The sequence below is a fragment of the Mucilaginibacter agri genome, assembly GCF_009928685.1.
Lineage (GTDB): Bacteria > Bacteroidota > Bacteroidia > Sphingobacteriales > Sphingobacteriaceae > Mucilaginibacter > Mucilaginibacter agri.
Genome location: NZ_WWEO01000043.1, coordinates 447,682 through 468,221 on the forward strand (window position 1 = coordinate 447,682; position 20,540 = coordinate 468,221).

The following is a 20,540-nucleotide window of genomic DNA, read 5'->3' on the forward strand; positions in this document are numbered from 1 at the left end:
TTCCCGGAGAAAGTACATAAAGAGTCAGACCGATTTATAATTTAAGAAACTAAATAATTAGTTATTTATAAACTAATTATTTAGTTTTGATAGAGGTTCGATAAAATAACGATAAATCATTTGCCAATTATGATCAGAAATCTTATTAAAACAGCTTTTCGCAGTCTTTTAAAAAACAGAACTTTCACCATCTTAAATGTTTTGGGGCTTACTCTTGGGTTGGCAGCCTGCCTGCTTATCGTATTTTATATAGCCGATGAGTTGAGTTATGACAACTACAATACAAAGGCCGATCGTATTTACCGGGTGAATACCGATTTTAAATACAATGATGTTACCACTTCGTACGCCATTGTTGCGCCTCCTGTTGCCGCTGCTTTAAAGCACGATTTTCCAGAAATTGAACAGGCAGCACGTTTAACGCCCTCAGCCAATACACGTGTTAAAAAAGGAGATGAAAACTTACAGGAGTATAAAGTGGTTTACAGTGATCCGGCCATCTTCAGTATTTTTACTTTGCCATTTATTGCCGGCGACGCGGCCACTGCATTAAAAGAGCCGCATACCGTTGTTATTAACGAAACAACAGCTTTGAAATACTTTGGCAGCACCAATGTGATAGGGCGCTCGCTAACGCTTATTAACGATAGCACAGATTATAAAGTGACCGGTGTAATGCACGATATGCCGATCCAGTCGCATTTTAATTTCGATTTCTTTTTGTCGATGGCATCTAATCCGCGCAGCACCGATAATAACTTTAACCATTTCAACTATCAAACTTATATACTGCTTAAACCCGATGCTAACCCGCAACGATTGGAGGCCAAGTTTGGCAACTTTATGAAGCTGCATCTCAATACATCTACTTTCAATTATGATAAGTTTGCCAGCAACGGCAATTTCATCAGGTTAAACCTTACTCCATTAAAAGATATCCACCTGCACTCTAACCGGCAGCGCGAATTAGGTGTTAATGGCGATATTAGCTATATCTATATTTTCGGTGCCATTGCCTTGTTTATTTTGCTGATAGCCTGTATCAACTTCATGAACCTTTCAACGGCGCGTTCTGCCAACCGCGCACGCGAAGTTGGGGTAAGGAAAGTGTTAGGTTCGCCCCGGATATATCTCATTTATCAGTTCCTCGCGGAATCGATATTAATTACCCTGTTTGCCGCCGTTTTAGCATTACTGCTTGCTTGGGTACTATTACATTCTTTTAATGAAGTAGCAGGCAAAAACCTAACTGTCACTTCACATAATACTGTTTATTTACTGCCTGCATTATTGGTTATTGTAATTATAGTGGGAGTAATAGCAGGCTCATATCCTGCGTTTTTTCTGTCGGCATTTAAGCCAGTTAATGTATTGAATGGTAAATTAACGGGTTTAAGGGGCGGCGGTTTACGGAGTGCTTTAATCGTGTTTCAATTTGCCATTACCATTTTCCTCATTATCGGTACACTTACTATTTATAATCAGCTCAATTATATTCAAAATAAAAACCTGGGTTTTGATCGCAACCATGTGCTTATTGTAAAAAATGTAAACCTTCTCGAAGATCCTAACATACTAAAGGCGGAGGTGAAAAAGTTATCAGGTGTTATAGATGCCTCTGTGACCGGTTTTTTGCCCACGGCAGATAACAGGCAGCCCGCTAATATATCTGGCGAACACAGCAGCAGTGCACCTTTTATGAGCGAACTATGGGAAGTTGATGCCGATTACCTAGGTACACTGGGTATGAATCTGGTATCAGGCCGAAACTTTTCGGACAAAATGAAAACGGATTCGGCGGGTATACTCATTAATGAAACAGCCGCCAAAATGCTGGGTTACATGGGTAATAATATACTAAACAAAAAAGTATTTTACACCGACCGCGCAGGGCTAAAACATGAATACCAAGTGCTTGGGGTGGTAAAAGATTTCAACTTTAATTCGTTGCGCGATAATATTACGCCGCTGGCAATGATACTGGCGCCCGATTTCAGGGCCTCGTTAAACATCAGGATTGAGTCGGGTAACATAAAAGCGTTAATGACACAGGTAGAGAAGAAATGGAATACTGTATCAGCCAACCAGCGTTTTGAATATTCATTTATGGACCAGGATTTTGATACGCTTTACCGGACTGAACAACGTACTGGCGACATATTTTTGTCGTTTACATTCTTGGCTATTCTTATTGCTTGCCTGGGCTTGTTTGGCCTGGCCGCTTGTACCGCAGAACAACGTAGCAAAGAGATCGGTATCCGCAAGATATTAGGCGCCAATGTTGCCCGGATTACAACCTTGCTCACCAAAGATTTTATAAGACTGGTGATAGTAGCAATAGTAATAGCATCGCCACTTGCTTGGTTAGCTATGCAGCACTGGCTGCAGGGATTTGCTTACCGACAGGAGTTTTCGTGGTGGATTTTACTAATTGCAGGTTTAGGAGCTATTTTGATTGCCGTTATCACGGTAAGTTTTCAATCTATTAAAGTGGCGGTTGCCAATCCAATTAAGAGTTTGAGAAGGGAATAAGAATAGTATAAAAATCCCCGCCTTTTGGGCCGGGGATTTTTAGTGTCAATATATTTTTGTCATTCTGAATGTAGTGACGAATCTTCTGCATTTTGCAAGAAGACTTACAGAGCGAAGAAGATTCTTCCTATCGTCAGAATGACAAATGAAAGAGTATTACGACCAAAGGTTTGATGGATATACACCGTTGGCAACCAGGTCTGAAATGCTTTTTTGTACAATCGGTTTATCTTCTTTGTAAGTTACACCAAACCATTTTGATGAAGTAGGAATAACTTTAAATGAGGCCGTGCCGGTTTTGATCAGTTCGTCAGCCACTAACGGGATAAAGAACTCAGCTTTAGGATTGTCTTTATTTTTCTCAACAAAGCGTTGGAACATTGGCAGGCTTTGTTCGAAAACAGCGGGAGTGAAACCCCAGAAATTCATAGACACGCGGGTATCAGTTGGTAATTCGGTTTCTACGCCGCCTTCTTCATACACAACACCGTCGCCTTTAAAGTAAACCTGTGTACGCTCATTGATTTCAACCATGTTACCTTCGTCGTTTACTTTACAAACGCCGCGAGAAACCGAACCATACTCAGATAAGGTTTTATCAATCTGGTAACCGATCAGTGAATATTTATCGTCCGCTACTTCGGTAGTTAAAAACTTGGCCATTTTTTCGAATGCATCATAACCGTAGTAGTCATCTGCATTAATAACGCAGAAAGGCTCTTTTACCTGGTTACGAGCAGCTAAAACTGCATGGGCAGTACCCCAAGGTTTTGCACGTTCAACTTCGTAGTCGATACCAAAAGGTTTAAGGTCGTAGCTTTGAAAAACGTAATCAGTTTCAACTTTGCCAGCCAGCTTAGGTTCGAAGATAGCTTTGAAGCTGTCCAGAAATTCTTCGCGAATGATGAAACTGATTTTACCAAAGCCTGCTCTGATCGCATCATGGATAGAATAGTCAATAATAGTTTCGCCATTCGGGCCAAAGCCGTCAACTTGTTTCATGCTGCCATAACGGCTGGCCATTCCTGCGGCCAATATCAATAGAGTTGGTTTCATATTTTTCTAAAGCTATACTTTTGATAGATGTATATACGGTAATTTAAAGAGTGATGTTCTAATTTAACTTATTCAGTTTTATCTTTTTATTTAAAATATTTAAAGTCCTGGCCGTTTTCGATGTTAAGTAGGGTTTCATAGATCAGCCTGATCACATTGTCAACGTCTTCCTTGTGGATCATCTCAACAGTTGTGTGCATGTAGCGCAACGGCAAAGAGATCAGAGCAGACGGCACGCCATCGTTAGAATAAGCGAAGGCATCGGTATCGGTACCTGTGGAACGTGAGGAAGCCTGGCGCTGGAATGGGATCTCATTTTTCTGCGCCGTTTCCACTAATAATTTATTCAGATTGTTTTGCACAGCAGGGGCGTAAGACACCACCGGACCGCGTCCACAAGCCAAATCGCCCTGAACAATCTTATTGATCATCGGGGTTTGGGTATCATGCGTAACGTCGGTAACGATAGCTACGTTAGGTTTAATGTGGTGAGCTATCATTTCGGCACCACGTAAGCCAATTTCTTCCTGCACGGCGTTAACGATATACAGGCCGTAGGGCAAAGTCTTTTTATTTTCTTTCAGTAGGCGAGCTACCTCGGCAATCATGAAACCACCGGCGCGGTTATCTAGTGCACGACCAACGTAGTAACGATCGTTTAACACCATAAACTCATCCTCGTAAGTGATTACACAACCTACATGGATGCCTAGTTTCTCAACTTCTTCCTTAGAAGTGCAGCCGCAATCTAAAAAGATATTTTTTAGCGTTGGCGCTTCTTCCTTCTCGCCGCCTAAGCGGGTGTGGATAGCAGGCCAACCAAATACCGCTTTTACAATTCCGTTATCGGTATGAATGTCAACACGTTTTGACGGCGCAATTTGATGATCGGAACCACCATTACGGATTACATATATTAAACCGTCGCTGGTGATATAATTTACAAACCATGAAATCTCGTCGGCGTGTGCTTCGATAACTACTTTATACGGGGCATCCGGATTGATGATACCAACCGTTGTCCCGTAGTTATCTACATAATGGTCGTCGATGTATGGTTTGATATAATCCAGCCACATTTGCTGACCTTTCCACTCGAAGCCTGTAGGAGAGGGATTGTTTATATATTTTGCTAAGAAAGATAAAGACGATTCTGTAACAACAGCCACATGCTGTTTTTGCTCATTTTGTTTTTCAGACATAGTAATTAATAACACTTACTGCTTATGCAGTGAACAAATATAATAAAGCAGTTTAAAGATAAGTAACGAATGAAGTCCTAAATTGGTTCGGGGTTAAGCGTTAAATTGCTTTCTCAAATATCTCGAAGTTAATGCCTTTACGTTCAAAAACCTCGCCGGTTGACGTGAAACCGGCTTTTACATAAAATTGGGTTGCTGTACTACGGGCATTGCACCAAAGGCGCGTGCCACCTTCAGATTGTGCAAATTCTGTGATGTATTGTAGCAATTGCCCACCAAGGCCCTGACCTTGCTTATCGGCCTGTACAGCCAGCTTGCGAAACTGAAAATCAGTCCCATCTTTAAACAACGATACTACGGCCACCAGTTTATTGTCAAGAAACCCACCGAAGTGCCAGCCGTGCTGATCTTCGTCCATTTCCATGTTAAACATATACTCGCCCGGGTAAAGTTCATCGCGGCGCAAGCGCCAGGTAAGTTGAGGGGTTATTTGTTCGATGTCCATAGTGCTTATAATAGCGTCATTGCGAGGTACGAAGCAATCCCCAATATTTCGAGCAGGTGCTAAGATTAGCGTCAGTCCGCTCATAGCCGCGGGGGCTTAGTTACTTTTGGCTTGATCCAAAAGTAACCAAAAAATCAAGACAGAAAAAAGCTTCCGCGCACAAGGCCCACGCATGGCCCGCTTTTCTGTCAGGCCATCGCTCTTCCGGATCTATCGTCTTGTTTCTTGTCTCTCGATTCTTGCTTCTCTCCTTACAAAGGTATATTCCCGTGCTTTTTCCGCGGCATGTTCACCACCTTATTCTCCAGCATTTTAAAGGCGTGGATTAGTTTTAAACGTGTGTCGGCAGGTTCTATAACCTCATCTATAAAACCGCGTTCGGCTGCGCGGTAAGGGTTGGCAAACTTGTCGGAGTAGAGTTGCTCCATTTCCTTCCACTTGGCTTCCGGATCTTCGGCAGCGGTGATCTCACGCTTAAAGATAATTTCAGCAGCTCCCTTAGCTCCCATAACCGCAATCTCGGCCGAAGGCCAGGCGTAGTTCATATCGGCGCCAATATGTTTGGAGTTCATAACATCGTAAGCACCGCCATAAGCCTTGCGGGTAATTACGGTAACACGGGGAACGGTAGCCTCGCAGAAAGCGTAAAGCAATTTTGCGCCATTGGTAATAATAGCGTTCCACTCCTGATCGGTGCCCGGTAAAAAGCCCGGTACATCTTCAAACACTAAAAGCGGAATATTAAAGCTATCGCAGAAACGCACAAAACGCGCCCCTTTGGTAGATGAATTAATATCCAGCACTCCGGCCAGATAAGCAGGCTGATTGGCCACGATACCGATACTCCGGCCCGCCAAACGCGCGAAGCCCACTACAAGATTGGGAGCGAAATCTTTATGAACCTCCAAAAATGAACCGCCGTCTATAACCTCTTCAATTACTTCGCGGATATCATAAGGCTGTGACGCATTCTGGGGCATAATAGAATTTAACGAAGGCCGCTTCTCGTCCCGGCTTTCGTAGGGCAGGGCAGGGGCCGTTTCTTCGCAGTTTTGAGGCATGTAGCTCAACAATTTTTTGATATGTTGTATGGCATCGATCTCATTAGCGCAGGCAAAGTGCGTAACGCCCGATTTAGTAGCATGTGTATTGGCGCCGCCCAACTCCTCGGAAGTAACTTCCTCATGGGTAACCGTTTTAACCACGTTGGGGCCTGTTACAAACATGTATGAGGTATTCTCGACCATTAATATAAAATCGGTAATGGCCGGGGAGTACACCGCCCCACCGGCGCAGGGACCCATTATGGCCGAAAGCTGCGGGATTACCCCCGACGATTTGGTATTGCGGTAAAAGATATCGGCATAGCCACCCAAGGATACGACACCCTCTTGAATACGTGCGCCGCCCGAGTCGTTTAAGCCGATAACTGGTGCGCCATTCTGTAAAGCCAGATCCATAATTTTGCAGATCTTTTCGGCATGGGTTTCAGAAAGTGAGCCGCCAAATACGGTGAAATCCTGCGAAAAGGCATAAACCAATCTTCCGTTGATGGTGCCATAGCCGGTAACTACACCGTCACCGGGGTAATGCTGTTTTTGCATACCGAAGTCGGTAGAGCGATGCGCCACCAGCATCCCAATTTCCTGAAAAGAACCTTCGTCCATTAAGAAATGCAGGCGCTCGCGGGCGGTTAGTTTTCCTTTTTTATGCTGACTGGCTATACGCGCCTCGCCGCCACCGGCAAGGGCTTGTTCGCGTTTTTGTTGCAGGGTTTCTATTTTCTTATCCACAGTACTGGTAGTAAGTTGGGTTAGTGGTTAAATGTAAGGATTGTTAAATGAAATATGCAAGCGCAGGTTGGCGACGATACGGCCTCGCGTTTTAAATTTTTAAACCCAGGGTGGTGCATGGTGCAAAGTTCCACATGCACCACTGTGTTCCAACTTAAAAGTCAGTTTTTAGTGTTAAAAGTTGATAATTAACTGAATATTAAAAACTTAATAGCATGACTTTAAAGTAAGTACAATCAGGCCATGTTCCATTTTTGATGACTTTAAAGTCTTTTTGGTGCCGAAGTTGCGCCAGCGAATCTTTGCTATTTCTGCCAATTCAAGCGTCCACGCTTGAGTTATTTCCTAACTGGAGCGTCCACGCTCCGAATCATCGCAGGAGCGCGGACGCTCTTTTTAAAAATGGTTTGAGCTCCGGACGCTTAAACCGGCGGAAGAGCGTGCGCTAAACTTGCGACAGCTGTGAGTTTCATGGATAAGGGACTTCAAATGTTTCGCCACAAATGCCTTGCACCGTCAATTTACCATTGGATATTTGATAATCGTTAATAATATCGGGAAACGTAATTACTTTGCCGACCGCTAAGAAATACCTGTTTATTGTGACCACGGTTGTGTCGGTTACAACCAGATAATTTAAGTCAATCTTCACAACTTCTGTAATCGGCTCAGTTAGGCCGGAAAGAAATCCTATTCGCCCATTTAGGGTCGAAAAAAGAACAATAAAATCGTCAACTCCAATACATAATATGTTGTCATCTACAAAGTCTACAACAATTGGGGGGATCATTATTGAAGCATCGACACTAAAACCATAAGCTTTGTCTTGTATTAGTAATAACCAATATTGATTTGCACGTCTATGCTCAAGAACCGTATAACATCCCGGAGTGCCGTCATATTCATGTTTGCTAACTTCTTTGAAACTATACATTTAACCTGCTTTAAGATGTTCTTTATTTGGCCATGACAGCAACTGATTTTTATAGCCACCTTGATTAAGCAAAAGCTGCTCATAATCACAAGACGCTACGACGGAAAGATCTCGATCCCACAACCACTTTAGGGCGCTATTTATCAAATCAATATGTGCATCGCTCGCGAATTCGTCTTTGAAAAAAAACTCTAATATAAATTGAAAGTGTAGAAAACCATTTGGAAACTGGCATTGTAGGTTTTCATCAAATTCGTCGTTCATATTAATTGATAGTTCTAAGAAATCAGATTGAAAAAAAGAATGGGAGATTTGCTTTAAATTTAGATAAAGAGATAAACCTCTGCGCAAATCTTCTATAGTAATTTTCCCTGTGCAATATAAAACGCATAAGCTCCCGGCCATGAAAATTGAAGTTAATTGACGGTGATTCGGTTATTAGCTTTACAAGATAGAACTTTTTTTATTCAGAGCGACAGCGAATAATCTTCTTCAATAGAGAAGTCCGCTAAACAAGTCGAAGAAGATTCTTTGTACCTCTGAATGACAACTCATTTATATCTTCCATTCCTCCCTCGCTAACCCTATGCTTGCGACAGCTTTTCTTCTCTAATAAAATCCTAATAATTAAATTACACATCAATTACCTAATTAAATCTTGCATTAAAGGATTTTTGTATATTTGCGATAGACGATGAAACTGAGAGATTTTAAATTAGGCCTATGCATACTGTTTATGGGCATCTTCTTTACGAAGATGTTTATATCGGTGGCGCCTGTATTTATGAGTCTTAACAACAAAACAGTTAACGCCGTTATTACCCAGTTAGAGCTTGAATCAAAAAACGACAAGGAAGACCCTGATAAGGGGATGACCAAAGAGAAAAAGTTTTTTGACGAAGAATTTAACCTGATGGTAGCCGATCATAAGCCGTTAGTGGTTGAGATCAACATTCTGCACAACTTAGAGAAATCTCTATATACCCAGGTATATCATCCTGTGGTGCCCACCCCGCCTCCCAACGTTTAATTGAATTGCAACCCCGATACATCGGGGAGTAGCTTGGCGTACTCAACTTTTTAGCTGAGGGCAGTGTCCTTATGGATTATTGTTTCCCGCCGCACTCTTCGAAGAGATCAATCTTATTCAATTAAAATTTAATTATTCGTACCATGCAAATGACGCAAGGTGGGGCTGCTGCGGACAACCTCAACCTCAAAAAATATTTCCTGCCTAAGAATTTAAAAAAGGACTTTCCCGCCAGTATAGTAGTGTTTTTAGTGGCTTTGCCGCTATGTTTAGGTATTGCCTTAGCCTCTGGCGCCCCATTGTTTTCGGGCGTGCTCACGGGTATTATAGGTGGTATTGTAGTGGGTTGTTTAAGCGGCTCGCAGCTAAGTGTTGCTGGTCCGGCTGCCGGTTTAACGGTAATTGTGTTAAATGGCATTACCAGTTTAGGTGCGTTCGAAACCTTTTTACTGGCGCTGGTTATTGCCGGTGTTTTTCAAATTATACTTGGTTTCGTTAAGGCAGGAACCATTGCCAACTATTTTCCTTCGGCAGTTATCGAAGGTATGTTGGCGGCTATTGGTATTATCCTCATCATGAAACAGTTTCCGCATGCGGTTGGCTATGATGCAGATTTTGAGGGCGATGAAGGCTTTAAGCAAATAGATGCCGACAACACATTCTCGGGCATCTTCCGTGCGGTATCAAAAATAAATTTCGGAGCGGTAATTATTGCGGGCGTGTCGCTTGCGCTGATGATCTACTGGCCTAAGTTTAAAAAGCTGGCCGTGGTGCCTGCACCGTTAATGGTTGTATTGGCAGGTGTTGGATTAAGCCTTTTGTTCGCTAACAGCGGCCTTGCCTTGCGCGATAAGCAATTTGTACATATCCCGGTGGTTGGTAGCATGGGCGAGTTTTTTGGCCTGCTCAAATCGCCAAACTTTGCCGAGATCGGTAACAAACAGGTATGGATAACGGCTTTCACCATTGCAGTGGTAGCCAGTTTAGAAACATTGCTAAGTCTGGAAGCGGTTGATAAGATCGATCCAATTAAAAGAATATCACCTACAAACCGCGAGTTATTGGCGCAGGGGGCTGCTAATATAATAAGCGGTTTGCTTGGTGGTTTACCTATGACGGCTGTTATCGTACGTTCGTCGGCCAACGTAAATGCTGGTGCGCGCACTAAAATGAGCGCTATTATACACGGCGTATTCTTGTTAATGGCATTGGTACTTATACCATCGCTCATTAACTATATCCCACTTTCGTGCCTTGCGGCTATCCTGTTAACCACAGGGTTTAAGCTGGCCAAACCGGCCTTGTTTAAACACATGTGGCACCAAGGGTTAAACCAGTTTATCCCATTTGCGGTAACCATATTGGCAGTTGTTTTAACCGATTTGCTGATAGGCGTGGGTATTGGTATGTTAATCGGTATCTTCTATATCCTGCGTACTAATCTGCGTAATCCATACTTCTACCACATTGTTAAAAACGGCGATAAGAAAGTGATCCGCATTCAATTAGCCGAAGAGGTTTCGTTTTTAAACAAAGCGGCTATACAGGTTACCTTAACCAGCTTGCCGAAGGAAACCGAGGTAATTATCGATGGATCAAACTCCCGATACATCGATCCCGATGTGCTGGAAATTATCCGCAACTATAAGCACAACGCTTATACCAAGGGCATTATCGTAACCTTAAATGAGGTTAAAGAGAAATACGATGTGCCGAAATTAAAAGAGTTAAAGTTACAGTCTAACTAAAAAACAAACTATCATGTTAAACGGAAATCAAAAAGAAATGAAAACTGCCATTGAAGGCAATAACATACAATTGGCGCAAAAAAACAGCTATGATGCTTTAATAAAAGGCAATGCCGAGTGGGTGGAACGACGCCTGCAGGATGATCCTGAATATTTTACAGAATTAGCAAAAGGCCAGCAACCCGAAGTGTTGTGGATAGGCTGCTCAGACAGCCGCGTACCTGCCAACGAAGTAACCGGAACTAAGCCGGGCGAAGTGTTTGTACACCGCAATATTGCCAATGTTTGCGTACACTCGGATATGAATATGCTGAGCGTGTTAGACTACGCCGTAAACGTGCTGAAAGTAAAACACGTAATTGTAGCAGGCCATTACGGTTGCGGCGGTGTAGCAGCAGCCATGAGCCACAAACAATTTGGCTTAATAGATAACTGGTTGCGTAATATTAAAGATGTTTACCGCCTGCACAGTAATGAGCTTGACCGCATTACCGACCCAACCGCCAAAGTAAACCGCCTGGTTGAACTTAACGTGGTTGAGCAGGTATATAACCTTTGCAAAACAACCATTATCCAAAACGCATGGCAGGTACGCCACGACTTGCAGGTGCACGGTTGGGTAATTGATTTAAGCAGCGGTTTAATTAAAGATTTAAAAGTAACCAATAGTGCCGCGCACGATTTAGGTTATGTATATGAGCTTAACGATGCCCCAGTGGCAGCCGCTCATTAAAGAGCATGTCTAACCACCACAGTTAGTCAGTTTTTAGTAGTTTTTTAGCTCCCGGTTTGCAGCAGTAGGCCGGGAGTTTTTTTTTGTTTACTTTGCATTAGCAACAAGTATTATGCTGAGGCAAACTAAAGACGACAGAACACTTCGTGAAAACTTAATGCTGGCATCGTCAACCGCATTTGTATCGGGCGTTATCAACGTGGCAGGTATGGTTGCTTTCTTAGCATTTACATCAAACATTACCGGGCACGTTGCCAACCTGGCCAATAACTTTGTTCAACGTAATTTTAGGGAAGTTGCTGTTTTTATGTTGTGGCTGCTCATGTTTTTTCTGGGAGCCTTTACTGCAAATTTTATTATCCGTTCGTTAGAGCATAAGAGCATTTACAGGGCGCATGCTACCCCCGTAATTTTAGAAATAGTGATTCTTTTAACGGTGGCTGTTTACGGCCATCACTTTTACGATGAAGATCAATTGGAACGGGAACTGATTATCGGCGCGCTTTTGTTTGCCATCGGCCTTCAAAATAGCCTGGTCTCAATCATCTCGGGCGGCCTCATCAAGTCGTCGCATTTAACAGGATTGTTTACCGACCTGGGTGGTGAAGTATCTGAATGGCTGCACCCTCGTACCGGAAAAAACCCGGTGGTGAAAAACAAGATCCTGATCCGCATAACCATTTTAACTTTCTATTTTATTGGCGGGGTATTCGGCGGTTTCTTTTTCGATAGATACGATTACCTTATTTTTTACTTTATCCCCCTGATATTACTTACTATCTTGTATTACGATTTAAGACCAATTGCCTTACACCGGCTCGATCGGTTATTGTGGGGAACCAATAAACGCAAAACATCTTAACCTCCTATATTATGTGTGCAAAAATTAATAAACACCACGCTCATGATACCAGCCACATCACCTATGAGTCGTTGCTGGAAGGCAACAAACATTTTGTTGCTGAAACACTGGAAGAAGACCCGGATTATTTTGACAAACTGGCCAGCGGACAGGAGCCCCCTGTTTTATGGATAGGTTGTGCCGATAGCCGCGTACCTGCCAACCAGATTACCAATACCAACCCGGGCGAAATATTTGTACATCGTAACATTGCCAATGTGGTTGTACATTCGGATATGAACATGCTTTCGGTACTGGATTATGCCGTAAACGTATTAAAAGTAAAACACGTTATTGTAACCGGTCATTACGGATGTGGCGGGGTATTAGCTGCCATGAGCCATAAACAATTTGGCTTGATTGACAACTGGCTGCGCCATATCAAAGACGTTTACCGTTTACACGCTGATGAGTTGGATAGCATTGAAGACGATGGCGAACGCGCCAACCGTTTGGTAGAATTTAACGTGATAGAAGGCGTTTACAATCTCTGCAAAACATCCATCATCCAAAATGCCTGGAAAAATAACCAGGAACTAAGTGTGCACGGTTGGGTTTATAGCTTGGCCACAGGATTTATTACCGATTTAAAAGTTAGTGCTTCCAATGGTTCAAGCCTTGGGGGCGTGTTTAAGTTTGAATAAAGTTAGGGGAGTCGGAACCCGGACGTTAAGAATCGGGATTGGCTCCAAAAGTGTCATTGCGAGCGATAGCGTGGCAACCTCGTCGCTTGTGTATTTGCTCTATAAGCTACGAGGTTGCTTCGTACCTCTCAATGACACTTTTTTTATAATGATCTAAAACACAAAGGGTCGTCAATTTTATTGACGACCCTTTTTTATAGTCTCGATTCTTGACTCTCGATTCCTGATTCCCTTCTTAAAGTTCTTTAGTCAAAAACGGATATCTGTAATCTTTCGGTGGATCAAAAGTTTCTTTGATGGTACGTGGAGATACCCAACGCAGCAGGTTTTGCATAGAACCGGCTTTGTCATTTGTGCCAGAACCGCGGGCACCGCCAAATGGCTGCTGACCAACTACTGCACCTGTTGGTTTATCATTTACATAGAAGTTACCTGCTGCATTGCGTAAGCGATGTGTTGCTTCTGCAATAGCATAACGGTCTTGCGAAATGATAGAACCTGTAAGGGCGTATTTCGATGTATTGTCGATAATGTCCATTACGTTGCTAAAATCGGCATCGTCATAAACATAAAGTGTTAATACAGGGCCGAAAAGCTCCTCGCACATGGTTATGTAGTAAGGGTCTTTTACTTCTAAAACTGTCGGGGTAATAAACCAGCCGTTAGTTTTATCATAAGTACCACCAGAGATCACATTTACGTTCGGATCGGCAACGGCAGCGTCAATATATTTAGCCAGTTTATCGAACGAGCGCTCGTCGATAACGGCATTGATGAAGTTTTCGAAATCTTCAACCGGGCCAATTTTAAAGGTGGCCATTTCGGCTTGTAGTTTTTCTTTTACAGCAGGCCAAAGCGATTTAGGGATATACGCACGCGAAGCAGCAGAACATTTTTGTCCCTGGTATTCAAATGCACCACGTAAAAGGGCAACGCTCACAACGTCAACATCGGCACTTGGGTGGGCAAGCACAAAGTCTTTACCACCGGTTTCGCCAACAATACGTGGGTATGATTTATACAGGTGGATATTGTTCCCAATAGTTTTCCAAAGGTTTTGGAACACTCCGGTAGAACCGGTGAAGTGTAAACCAGCAAATTCAGGATGGCTGAAGATGATATCACCCGCAACAGGGCCATCAGTATAAATAAGGTTGATAACTCCCGGAGGCACACCAGCTTCCAGAAAAACCTGCATTACGACATCAGCAGCATAGATTTGCGTAGGCGCTGGTTTCCAAACAACAACGTTACCCATCATAGCGGCAGAAGCACACAGGTTACCTGCAATAGCGGTAAAGTTAAATGGAGTAATAGCGAATATAAAACCTTCTAAGGGACGAAATTCTACACGGTTCCAGATGCCTTTGCCGCTGGTTGGCTGCTGAGCATAAATCTCAGTCATGTAGTGTACGTTAAAACGCAGGAAGTCGATCAGCTCGCAAGCTGCATCAATTTCGGCCTGATAAGCATTTTTAGACTGGCCTAACATCGTAGCCGCGTTAATTTTAGCGCGGTAAGGTCCGGCTAACAGGTCGGCAGCTTTTAAGAAGATAGCAGCGCGATCTTCCCAAGGCATGTTTTCCCAGGCTTCTTTAGCATCAAGGGCAGCCTTAATAGCAGCGTGCACATGCTCGGCATCACCCTCGTGGTAAGTAGCCAAAATGTGTTTATGATCATGAGGTGGACGAATTTCCAGCGTTTTGCCGGTACGAACCTGCTCACTTCCGATGTACATCGGTATATCAATTTGTTTTGCACGTCCTTCTTGCAAAGCCTGGGTTAAAGCGGCACGCTCTACACTGCGCGGACCGTAGTTTAAAACCGGCTCATTAACAGGCGCGGGTACATTAAAAAATCCTTTTAACATAAATGAATATTTGTTGCGTGCAAAGATAAGGCTTGTAACCCGGTATTTTGTTTAGCAAGCGTAAATTTGGGTTCGGGTGTAGTTTTCTATCGATGATATTACAATATTTGAGTAATCAACATCCTGAATATCATGGCAACAGTAATCCCCATCCTCCGCATTTACGATTACGATAAAACTATCGAGTTTTATGTAAAGTGGCTCGGTTTCAAGGTAGACTGGGAACACCGATTTGAACCCAATACGCCCGTTTTTATGCAAGTATCAAAAGGTGACATTATACTAAACCTGTCCGAACATCACGGCGACGGCTCACCAAATGGCCGGGTGCGGATCTTGAACTTTAAAGGTTTGCGAGAGTATCATAGGCAATTGATAGACGCGAAATACAAATACAACCGCCCCGGGCTGGAGGTGCCCGAGTGGGATCCATCAGCTATTAACGTAACGGTTATTGATCCGGTAGGTAACCGATTAACTTTTGAAGAAAGGGAAGGCTAGTCTCATTACTCGTTCTTCATAAACTTACCGACGCCATCAGCTGGTTTCCAGGTGCTTTTGGGCTCGTAGTAATGCCATAGCACGGTTGAGATTTTCGTAATTAACATCTCGGCTTCGTTGTCGGTGGTCCAGCGCTGGTCTTTGATGTTGTTGGTCATTACCGAGAAAACGTAATCGCCATGTGGGGCGTTTACCAGTACTGTTTCCGATTTGGCTTCGTTAACTGCGCCCTGTTTAGATGCTGTGTGAATGTATGGCGGTATTGCAGAAAGCGCCCGCTCGTCCCAATAAATGCGGGTGAGGTTGCGCATCATGCGCTCGCTGGCTGCCGGGCTTACAGCTTGACCGTCGTTAATCATGGTAAATAGCTTACACATTTCGTAGGGCGAGCTCATTCCCCAACCATATTTTTTCCTGAAGGCTTCTCTACCCGGCACACGCGAGTTAACCCTGAACACGTTGAATCCATTTTGTTGCAGCCAATTGTTAATGTAGTCGCCACCTACCAGTTTTTGCAACCAAAGGCTGGCAGTATTGTCGCTCATAGTAATCATCAGCATGGCCACTTTGCTCAATTGTATGGTATCCCCGTTTTTAAACGAACCCAAAATATCCTCGCCCGCGTAAAGCAAGGAGTCGCGGTATACCAGTTTCTGGTTGTACTGTAGCTCGCCTTTTTCTATTTTATCCATCACCCCACATTGGATAGCCGTTTTTACCATGCTGGCAGTTGGAAAAATGCTGTCAGCGTTAAAGGCAGCAGTCTTGCCTGTTTTGAGGTTATGCACATAAATGCCTATATCGCCATTGAAGCCTTTCACGGCTTCTTCTAGCTGTTTGGTGAGTTTTTTATCGGTTTGTGCGAAGGTTGGGATGGTTAATAAGAGCAGGAGATATGGGATGAGGTTTTTCATGGTTGGAAAATACGAATTATAGAATCAAGAGACAAGAATCGGGAATCAAGATGCCTCACTCAAGCCCTCTCCGGGGAGAGGGAGCAAAACAAAAAAGGCGGTTTCCAGAAAACGGAGAATCAATACAATTCGCCGCGTGGGGTGTTGAAACAAGTTCAACATGACGAATGAAAGAAGCAGTACTCTTAATTCTTTCCCTTATCTTTACAGGTTCAAAACAAATGAAGAAACTGCGCTGGCTTTTATGGCCCTTTTCATTGCTTTACGGCCTGGTTGTGGTTATCCGCAACTGGTGTTATGATGTGGGCTGGTTTAAAAGTACAGGGTTTAATTTGCCGGTGATTTCGGTAGGGAACCTTGCAGTTGGCGGAGCCGGGAAATCGCCCATGACGGAGTATCTGGTCCGTTTGCTGAAATCAGATTACAAACTTGCCACGCTTAGCAGGGGCTATGGCCGAAAAACGCAAGGCTTTTTATTGGCCGAAGAGCACAGTACTTCTGCAGATATTGGCGATGAGCCTGCTCAATTTAAACACAAGTTTCCGGATGTTACGGTAGCCGTTTGCGAAGATAGGGTTAAGGGGATCAATCAACTTAAAGATAATCACGAATTGATTATTATGGACGATGCCTATCAACACCGGGCGGTAAAGCCAGGCTTCAGTATTTTATTGTTCGACTATAAAAAGCTTAACGACCCCAATTTGCTGCTGCCGGCAGGTGATCTGCGCGAACCTTTCAGTGGAAAAATGAGGGCGGACATTGTAGTAGTGAGTAAATGTCCTTCAAATATATCGGCAGAAGAGCAGGAGCGGGTTTCTGAAAAGATAATACCGTATCCATATCAGCACTTGTTTTTTACTTCGATCGATTATCTTGGTCTGAAAACATTGGATGGAAATACGGCCAACACAAGGCTGACCAGCAATACCAAGATTTACCTGCTTACCGGTATTGCGGGCGCTGGGCCGCTGGTTCAATATCTGCAGAGTATTAGCTCCACTATTGTTCACCATAATTATCCGGATCATCACCCCTTCAGCTTGAAAAATATTACTAAACTTGCTGATGAATTTTTGGCCGATGCATCAGAAAATAAAGTGGTGATCACAACAGAAAAGGATGCCGAACGTTTAAAACAACCTGCGTTGTTACTGCTTTTGAGTAAGCTGCAAATATTGGTTATACCTATCAGTATTGCGTTTCTTAATAACGGACAACCGCAATTTGATCAATTGATAATAGATTATGTTAGAAAATATAGAACGCACCGCAGCGTACATTAAAAGCCGCATTGGCGATTTTGAGCCCGAGATAGGTATTATATTAGGTACCGGATTGGGTGGCCTGGTAAACGAAATTGAGGTAGAAAAGCAATTGCTTTATGCCAACATTCCCGATTTTCCAATCTCAACCCTGGAGTTTCATTCGGGTAAGCTGATATTTGGTACACTGGCCGGTAAAAAAGTAGTGGCTATGCAAGGTCGGTTACATTACTACGAAGGCTATAATATGCAGCAGATCATATTCCCGGTTAGGGTAATGAAATGGTTGGGTATTAAAACCCTGTTTGTATCTAATGCCAGTGGCGCACTTAATCCCGATTACAGGAAAGGCGATCTGATGATCATTCACGATCATATTAACCTGCAATCGCACAATCCGCTGGTAGGTGCCAATGAAGAAGAGATCGGAATGCGTTTTCCGGATATGAGCGAACCCTACAAATTTAGCCTGATAGAAAAAGGCATGAGCATTGCCGCTGCCAATAATATAACCTGCCATAAAGGCGTTTATGTAGCCGTAACTGGTCCGAGTTTGGAAACCCGCGCCGAATACAGATATTTACGTATTATAGGCGGCGACGCTGTTGGTATGAGTACCGTGCCCGAAGTTATTGCGGCCAACCACATGGGCTTACCCGTATTTGCAATATCTGTATTAACAGACGAAGGTTTCCCTGAGACGCTTAAACCTGTTTCGATAGAAGAGATATTGGCCATCGCACATGAGGCCGAACCCAAAATGACACAAATACTTAAAGAACTGATTGCAGGCCTTGATGCTTAACAAGCTGAAATATTTATTGGTACTGCTGCTTTGCATGCAGGTTGCAGGGGTAATGGCGCAGGTTAATACCTTCCCCAACAGCCCGGGCCAGCAACAGCAAAATTATATGCGCGATACGGTAAGAGCTACTAAAAAGCTTACCGACGAGCAGATGATGGATACCTTGCGTAAAAAGGAAGACAAAAAAAAGGACACGGTAATATTTAGTTCGAAATTTATTAAGGTAACCAATGAGCACCTGCTTGCAGATAGCACACAGGTTTTCGCGCTGGATACCGGCCTTGTAAACTTTGAAAATTATAACCCACTGTACCAGGTGCGTAGTCCACGTATAGGCTTGGGTAGTACGGGTTTAGCGCAGCGACCTCTGCTTTTTGAGCCGAGTAAAACCCTGGGTTTCGATATAGGGCAGCATTCTTTCGACCCATATCTCTTAAATCCTTCGGATATACTCTACTACCGGGCACGTGTGGCATACACCAATTTATATCTTGCAAACGGTGGCCGAACGGAGCAGATATTTAAATTGGTGCACACTCAAAATATTAAGCCCAACTGGAACTTGGGACTTAATTTTAACGATATCGGATCTCGGGGGTATTACAAGCGGCAAAATGTAAGCGAGATAGGGGCGGGAATATTCAGCTGGTACGAATCGAAGAATAAGCGCTATAATATGCTTGCCAATGTAATATTCAATACCATAAAAGCACCGGAAAACGGTTCGATATTAAATGATACTGTTTTTACGAAAAGTAGCTCGGTTTTTAGCAAAACAGACCTGGACACACGCCTGCAAACATCGTCTGACGCGATAACAACCCGGGGTATTTACATTAAGCAGTTTTATTATCTGGGGCGTATTGATAACATGCGTAAGGGCTCTGATACCTCCAAAGTGCTGCCAACCAATAGGGTAGGGTATACCTTTTATTATGGCAGTCAGCAATATAAATTTTTACAGAATGAACCCGATACTTACCGGGTTTTTCCAGATTACTACTATAGTGCCAACGTATCCCGCGACTCGCTGAATGTTAAACACCTGCAAAATGAGTTTACGTACTCTTTTTATCTTCGCGGAAAGTCATCTAGTTTTGTTAAAAATGAGTTGAAGGTAGATTTGGGTCTATCGTCCGACGTGTACCATTACACTCAAAACGTGATGGACTCGATAGTGAATAATTTTGGCCAAAAAATATTAAAAACAGATCGTAAAGCCGACGAGACGCTACAGAACATTACGCTGAAAGGCAAGTTAGGTTATCGCTTTAGCGACAGGGTTGGCCTCGATGCAGATTTTCAGCAAGTGGCAGTAGGCTACAACTTTGGCGACTTTTTGTATGATGTTAAGCTGAATCTTTCGGGAGGTAAAAAAGCCGGTCGGATTTTGCTCGAAGCGTATTCGCAAAGTAACCGTGCACCGTTTGTATATACCAACTGGATATCCAACCACTACATATTTACCAGCTACGATTTTAATAAGCAGAAGACAACCAGCCTGGCCTTCAACTACATTAACGATAAGCTGCAATTCGACCTCAAGGCCGAGTACTTCCTGATAAACGACTACTTGTATTTTACGGCACAACCCGGCGGTGCAGATGCCCATCCGGCGCAAGCCAGCAGCCCTATCAGTTTGCTGAAGGTGAGTGTGGGTAAAAATTTAACCTGGCGCAGGTGGCATTTTGACAACTACGTTGTTTACCAAAAGACAGATAACCAAGGTATTTTGCGCACGCCCGAAGTTTATACTTACAGCAGCTTGTATTATTCCAAATTGCTGTTCAATGTACTTAACTCTAACATCGGGTTTAACGTACGCTACAACACTACTTATACGGCACCGTCATACGCGGTGGGCTTAGCCCAGTTCTATAATGGCCCGGATGTTACCTTTAGTTCGTACCCTGTTGCAAGTGTTTTTGCCAAAGCAACGCTTTTCCGCACCAATCTTTTTGTTCAATATGATTATGCCAACCAAGGCTTGTTTAGCCAAGGTTTCTACACCGTTAACCGCTACCCCATGTTTGATCACCTGTTGAAGTTTGGGGTAAGCTGGACGTTTTATAATTAGGGTTTAGAGGAGTGATTAATAGAGTACTCA

The 20,540-nt window shown here is 43.4% G+C and carries 18 protein-coding genes; 10 read left to right on the top strand and 8 right to left on the bottom strand.

Features of this window, described 5'->3' with window-relative positions; all coding sequences use genetic code 11:
- Positions 1-129: 129 nt before the first annotated feature.
- Entirely contained in the window at positions 130-2,532 is a 2,403-nt protein-coding gene (locus GSY63_RS14900) for an ABC transporter permease (protein WP_166586608.1), read from the top strand.
- Between the two features lie 156 nt (positions 2,533-2,688).
- Here GSY63_RS14900 and GSY63_RS14905 read toward each other — a convergent pair whose 3' ends face one another.
- From GSY63_RS14905 to GSY63_RS14930, 6 genes are all read right to left on the bottom strand, one after another.
- Positions 2,689-3,588 carry a nucleotidyltransferase family protein gene (locus GSY63_RS14905; protein ID WP_166586609.1) on the bottom strand — a complete coding sequence of 300 codons (900 nt, stop codon included), beginning with the start codon at positions 3,586-3,588 and terminating at the stop codon, positions 2,689-2,691.
- An 86-nt stretch (positions 3,589-3,674) separates the two neighbouring features.
- Positions 3,675-4,790, bottom strand: coding sequence for a M42 family metallopeptidase (locus GSY63_RS14910; protein WP_166586610.1), 1,116 nt, complete (start codon positions 4,788-4,790; stop codon positions 3,675-3,677).
- Positions 4,791-4,890: 100 nt separating this feature from the next.
- The gene (locus GSY63_RS14915) at positions 4,891-5,295 is read right to left on the bottom strand and encodes a GNAT family N-acetyltransferase (RefSeq protein ID WP_166586611.1); all 405 of its coding nucleotides are present in this window, start codon (positions 5,293-5,295) and stop codon (positions 4,891-4,893) included.
- A gap of 251 nt (positions 5,296-5,546) precedes the next feature.
- Complete coding sequence (locus GSY63_RS14920; protein WP_166586612.1) at positions 5,547-7,088, bottom strand: acyl-CoA carboxylase subunit beta; 1,542 nt, start codon at positions 7,086-7,088, stop codon at positions 5,547-5,549.
- 469 nt (positions 7,089-7,557) lie between these two features.
- Entirely contained in the window at positions 7,558-8,022 is a 465-nt protein-coding gene (locus GSY63_RS14925) for a hypothetical protein (RefSeq protein ID WP_166586613.1), read from the bottom strand.
- Positions 8,023-8,286: a hypothetical protein gene (locus GSY63_RS14930; RefSeq protein WP_166586614.1), complete on the bottom strand. Its 264-nt coding sequence runs from the start codon at positions 8,284-8,286 to the stop codon at positions 8,023-8,025.
- Positions 8,287-8,716: 430 nt separating this feature from the next.
- On the opposite strand from GSY63_RS14930, the gene GSY63_RS14935 reads away from it, so the two are divergent.
- The 5 genes from GSY63_RS14935 to can all read left to right on the top strand — a co-directional run bounded on the left by GSY63_RS14935 (position 8,717) and on the right by can (position 13,078).
- Positions 8,717-9,052 carry a hypothetical protein gene (locus tag GSY63_RS14935; protein ID WP_166586615.1) on the top strand — a complete coding sequence of 112 codons (336 nt, stop codon included), beginning with the start codon at positions 8,717-8,719 and terminating at the stop codon, positions 9,050-9,052.
- 149 nt (positions 9,053-9,201) lie between these two features.
- The gene (locus tag GSY63_RS14940; RefSeq protein ID WP_166586921.1) at positions 9,202-10,800 is read left to right on the top strand and encodes a SulP family inorganic anion transporter; all 1,599 of its coding nucleotides are present in this window, start codon (positions 9,202-9,204) and stop codon (positions 10,798-10,800) included.
- 37 nt (positions 10,801-10,837) lie between these two features.
- Complete coding sequence (locus GSY63_RS14945; protein WP_166586922.1) at positions 10,838-11,533, top strand: carbonic anhydrase; 696 nt, start codon at positions 10,838-10,840, stop codon at positions 11,531-11,533.
- 112 nt (positions 11,534-11,645) lie between these two features.
- Complete coding sequence (locus GSY63_RS14950) at positions 11,646-12,395, top strand: YoaK family protein (protein ID WP_166586616.1); 750 nt, start codon at positions 11,646-11,648, stop codon at positions 12,393-12,395.
- 11 nt (positions 12,396-12,406) lie between these two features.
- Positions 12,407-13,078: a carbonate dehydratase gene (gene can / locus GSY63_RS14955; protein WP_166586617.1), complete on the top strand. Its 672-nt coding sequence runs from the start codon at positions 12,407-12,409 to the stop codon at positions 13,076-13,078.
- Positions 13,079-13,313: 235 nt separating this feature from the next.
- Here the strand turns inward: can and pruA are convergent, their stop codons facing one another.
- Positions 13,314-14,948, bottom strand: coding sequence for an L-glutamate gamma-semialdehyde dehydrogenase (pruA, locus tag GSY63_RS14960; protein WP_166586618.1), 1,635 nt, complete (start codon positions 14,946-14,948; stop codon positions 13,314-13,316).
- A gap of 132 nt (positions 14,949-15,080) precedes the next feature.
- On the opposite strand from pruA, the gene GSY63_RS14965 reads away from it, so the two are divergent.
- Entirely contained in the window at positions 15,081-15,449 is a 369-nt protein-coding gene (locus tag GSY63_RS14965) for a glyoxalase superfamily protein (protein ID WP_166586619.1), read from the top strand.
- A 5-nt stretch (positions 15,450-15,454) separates the two neighbouring features.
- Here the strand turns inward: GSY63_RS14965 and GSY63_RS14970 are convergent, their stop codons facing one another.
- A complete protein-coding gene (locus tag GSY63_RS14970; RefSeq protein WP_166586620.1) occupies positions 15,455-16,363 on the bottom strand; it encodes a serine hydrolase in 909 nt (302 codons plus the stop codon).
- 221 nt (positions 16,364-16,584) lie between these two features.
- On the opposite strand from GSY63_RS14970, the gene lpxK reads away from it, so the two are divergent.
- Genes lpxK through GSY63_RS14985 form a run of 3 tightly spaced genes read left to right on the top strand, consistent with a single transcriptional unit; the run spans position 16,585 to position 20,510 of the window.
- Positions 16,585-17,649 carry a tetraacyldisaccharide 4'-kinase gene (gene lpxK, locus GSY63_RS14975; protein ID WP_166586621.1) on the top strand — a complete coding sequence of 355 codons (1,065 nt, stop codon included), beginning with the start codon at positions 16,585-16,587 and terminating at the stop codon, positions 17,647-17,649.
- Positions 17,612-18,433, top strand: coding sequence for a purine-nucleoside phosphorylase (locus GSY63_RS14980; RefSeq protein WP_166586622.1), 822 nt, complete (start codon positions 17,612-17,614; stop codon positions 18,431-18,433). The genes lpxK and GSY63_RS14980 overlap by 38 nt, the downstream gene beginning before the upstream one ends.
- Complete coding sequence (locus GSY63_RS14985) at positions 18,426-20,510, top strand: putative porin (RefSeq protein ID WP_243749238.1); 2,085 nt, start codon at positions 18,426-18,428, stop codon at positions 20,508-20,510. The genes GSY63_RS14980 and GSY63_RS14985 overlap by 8 nt, the downstream gene beginning before the upstream one ends.
- Positions 20,511-20,540 lie beyond the last annotated feature (30 nt).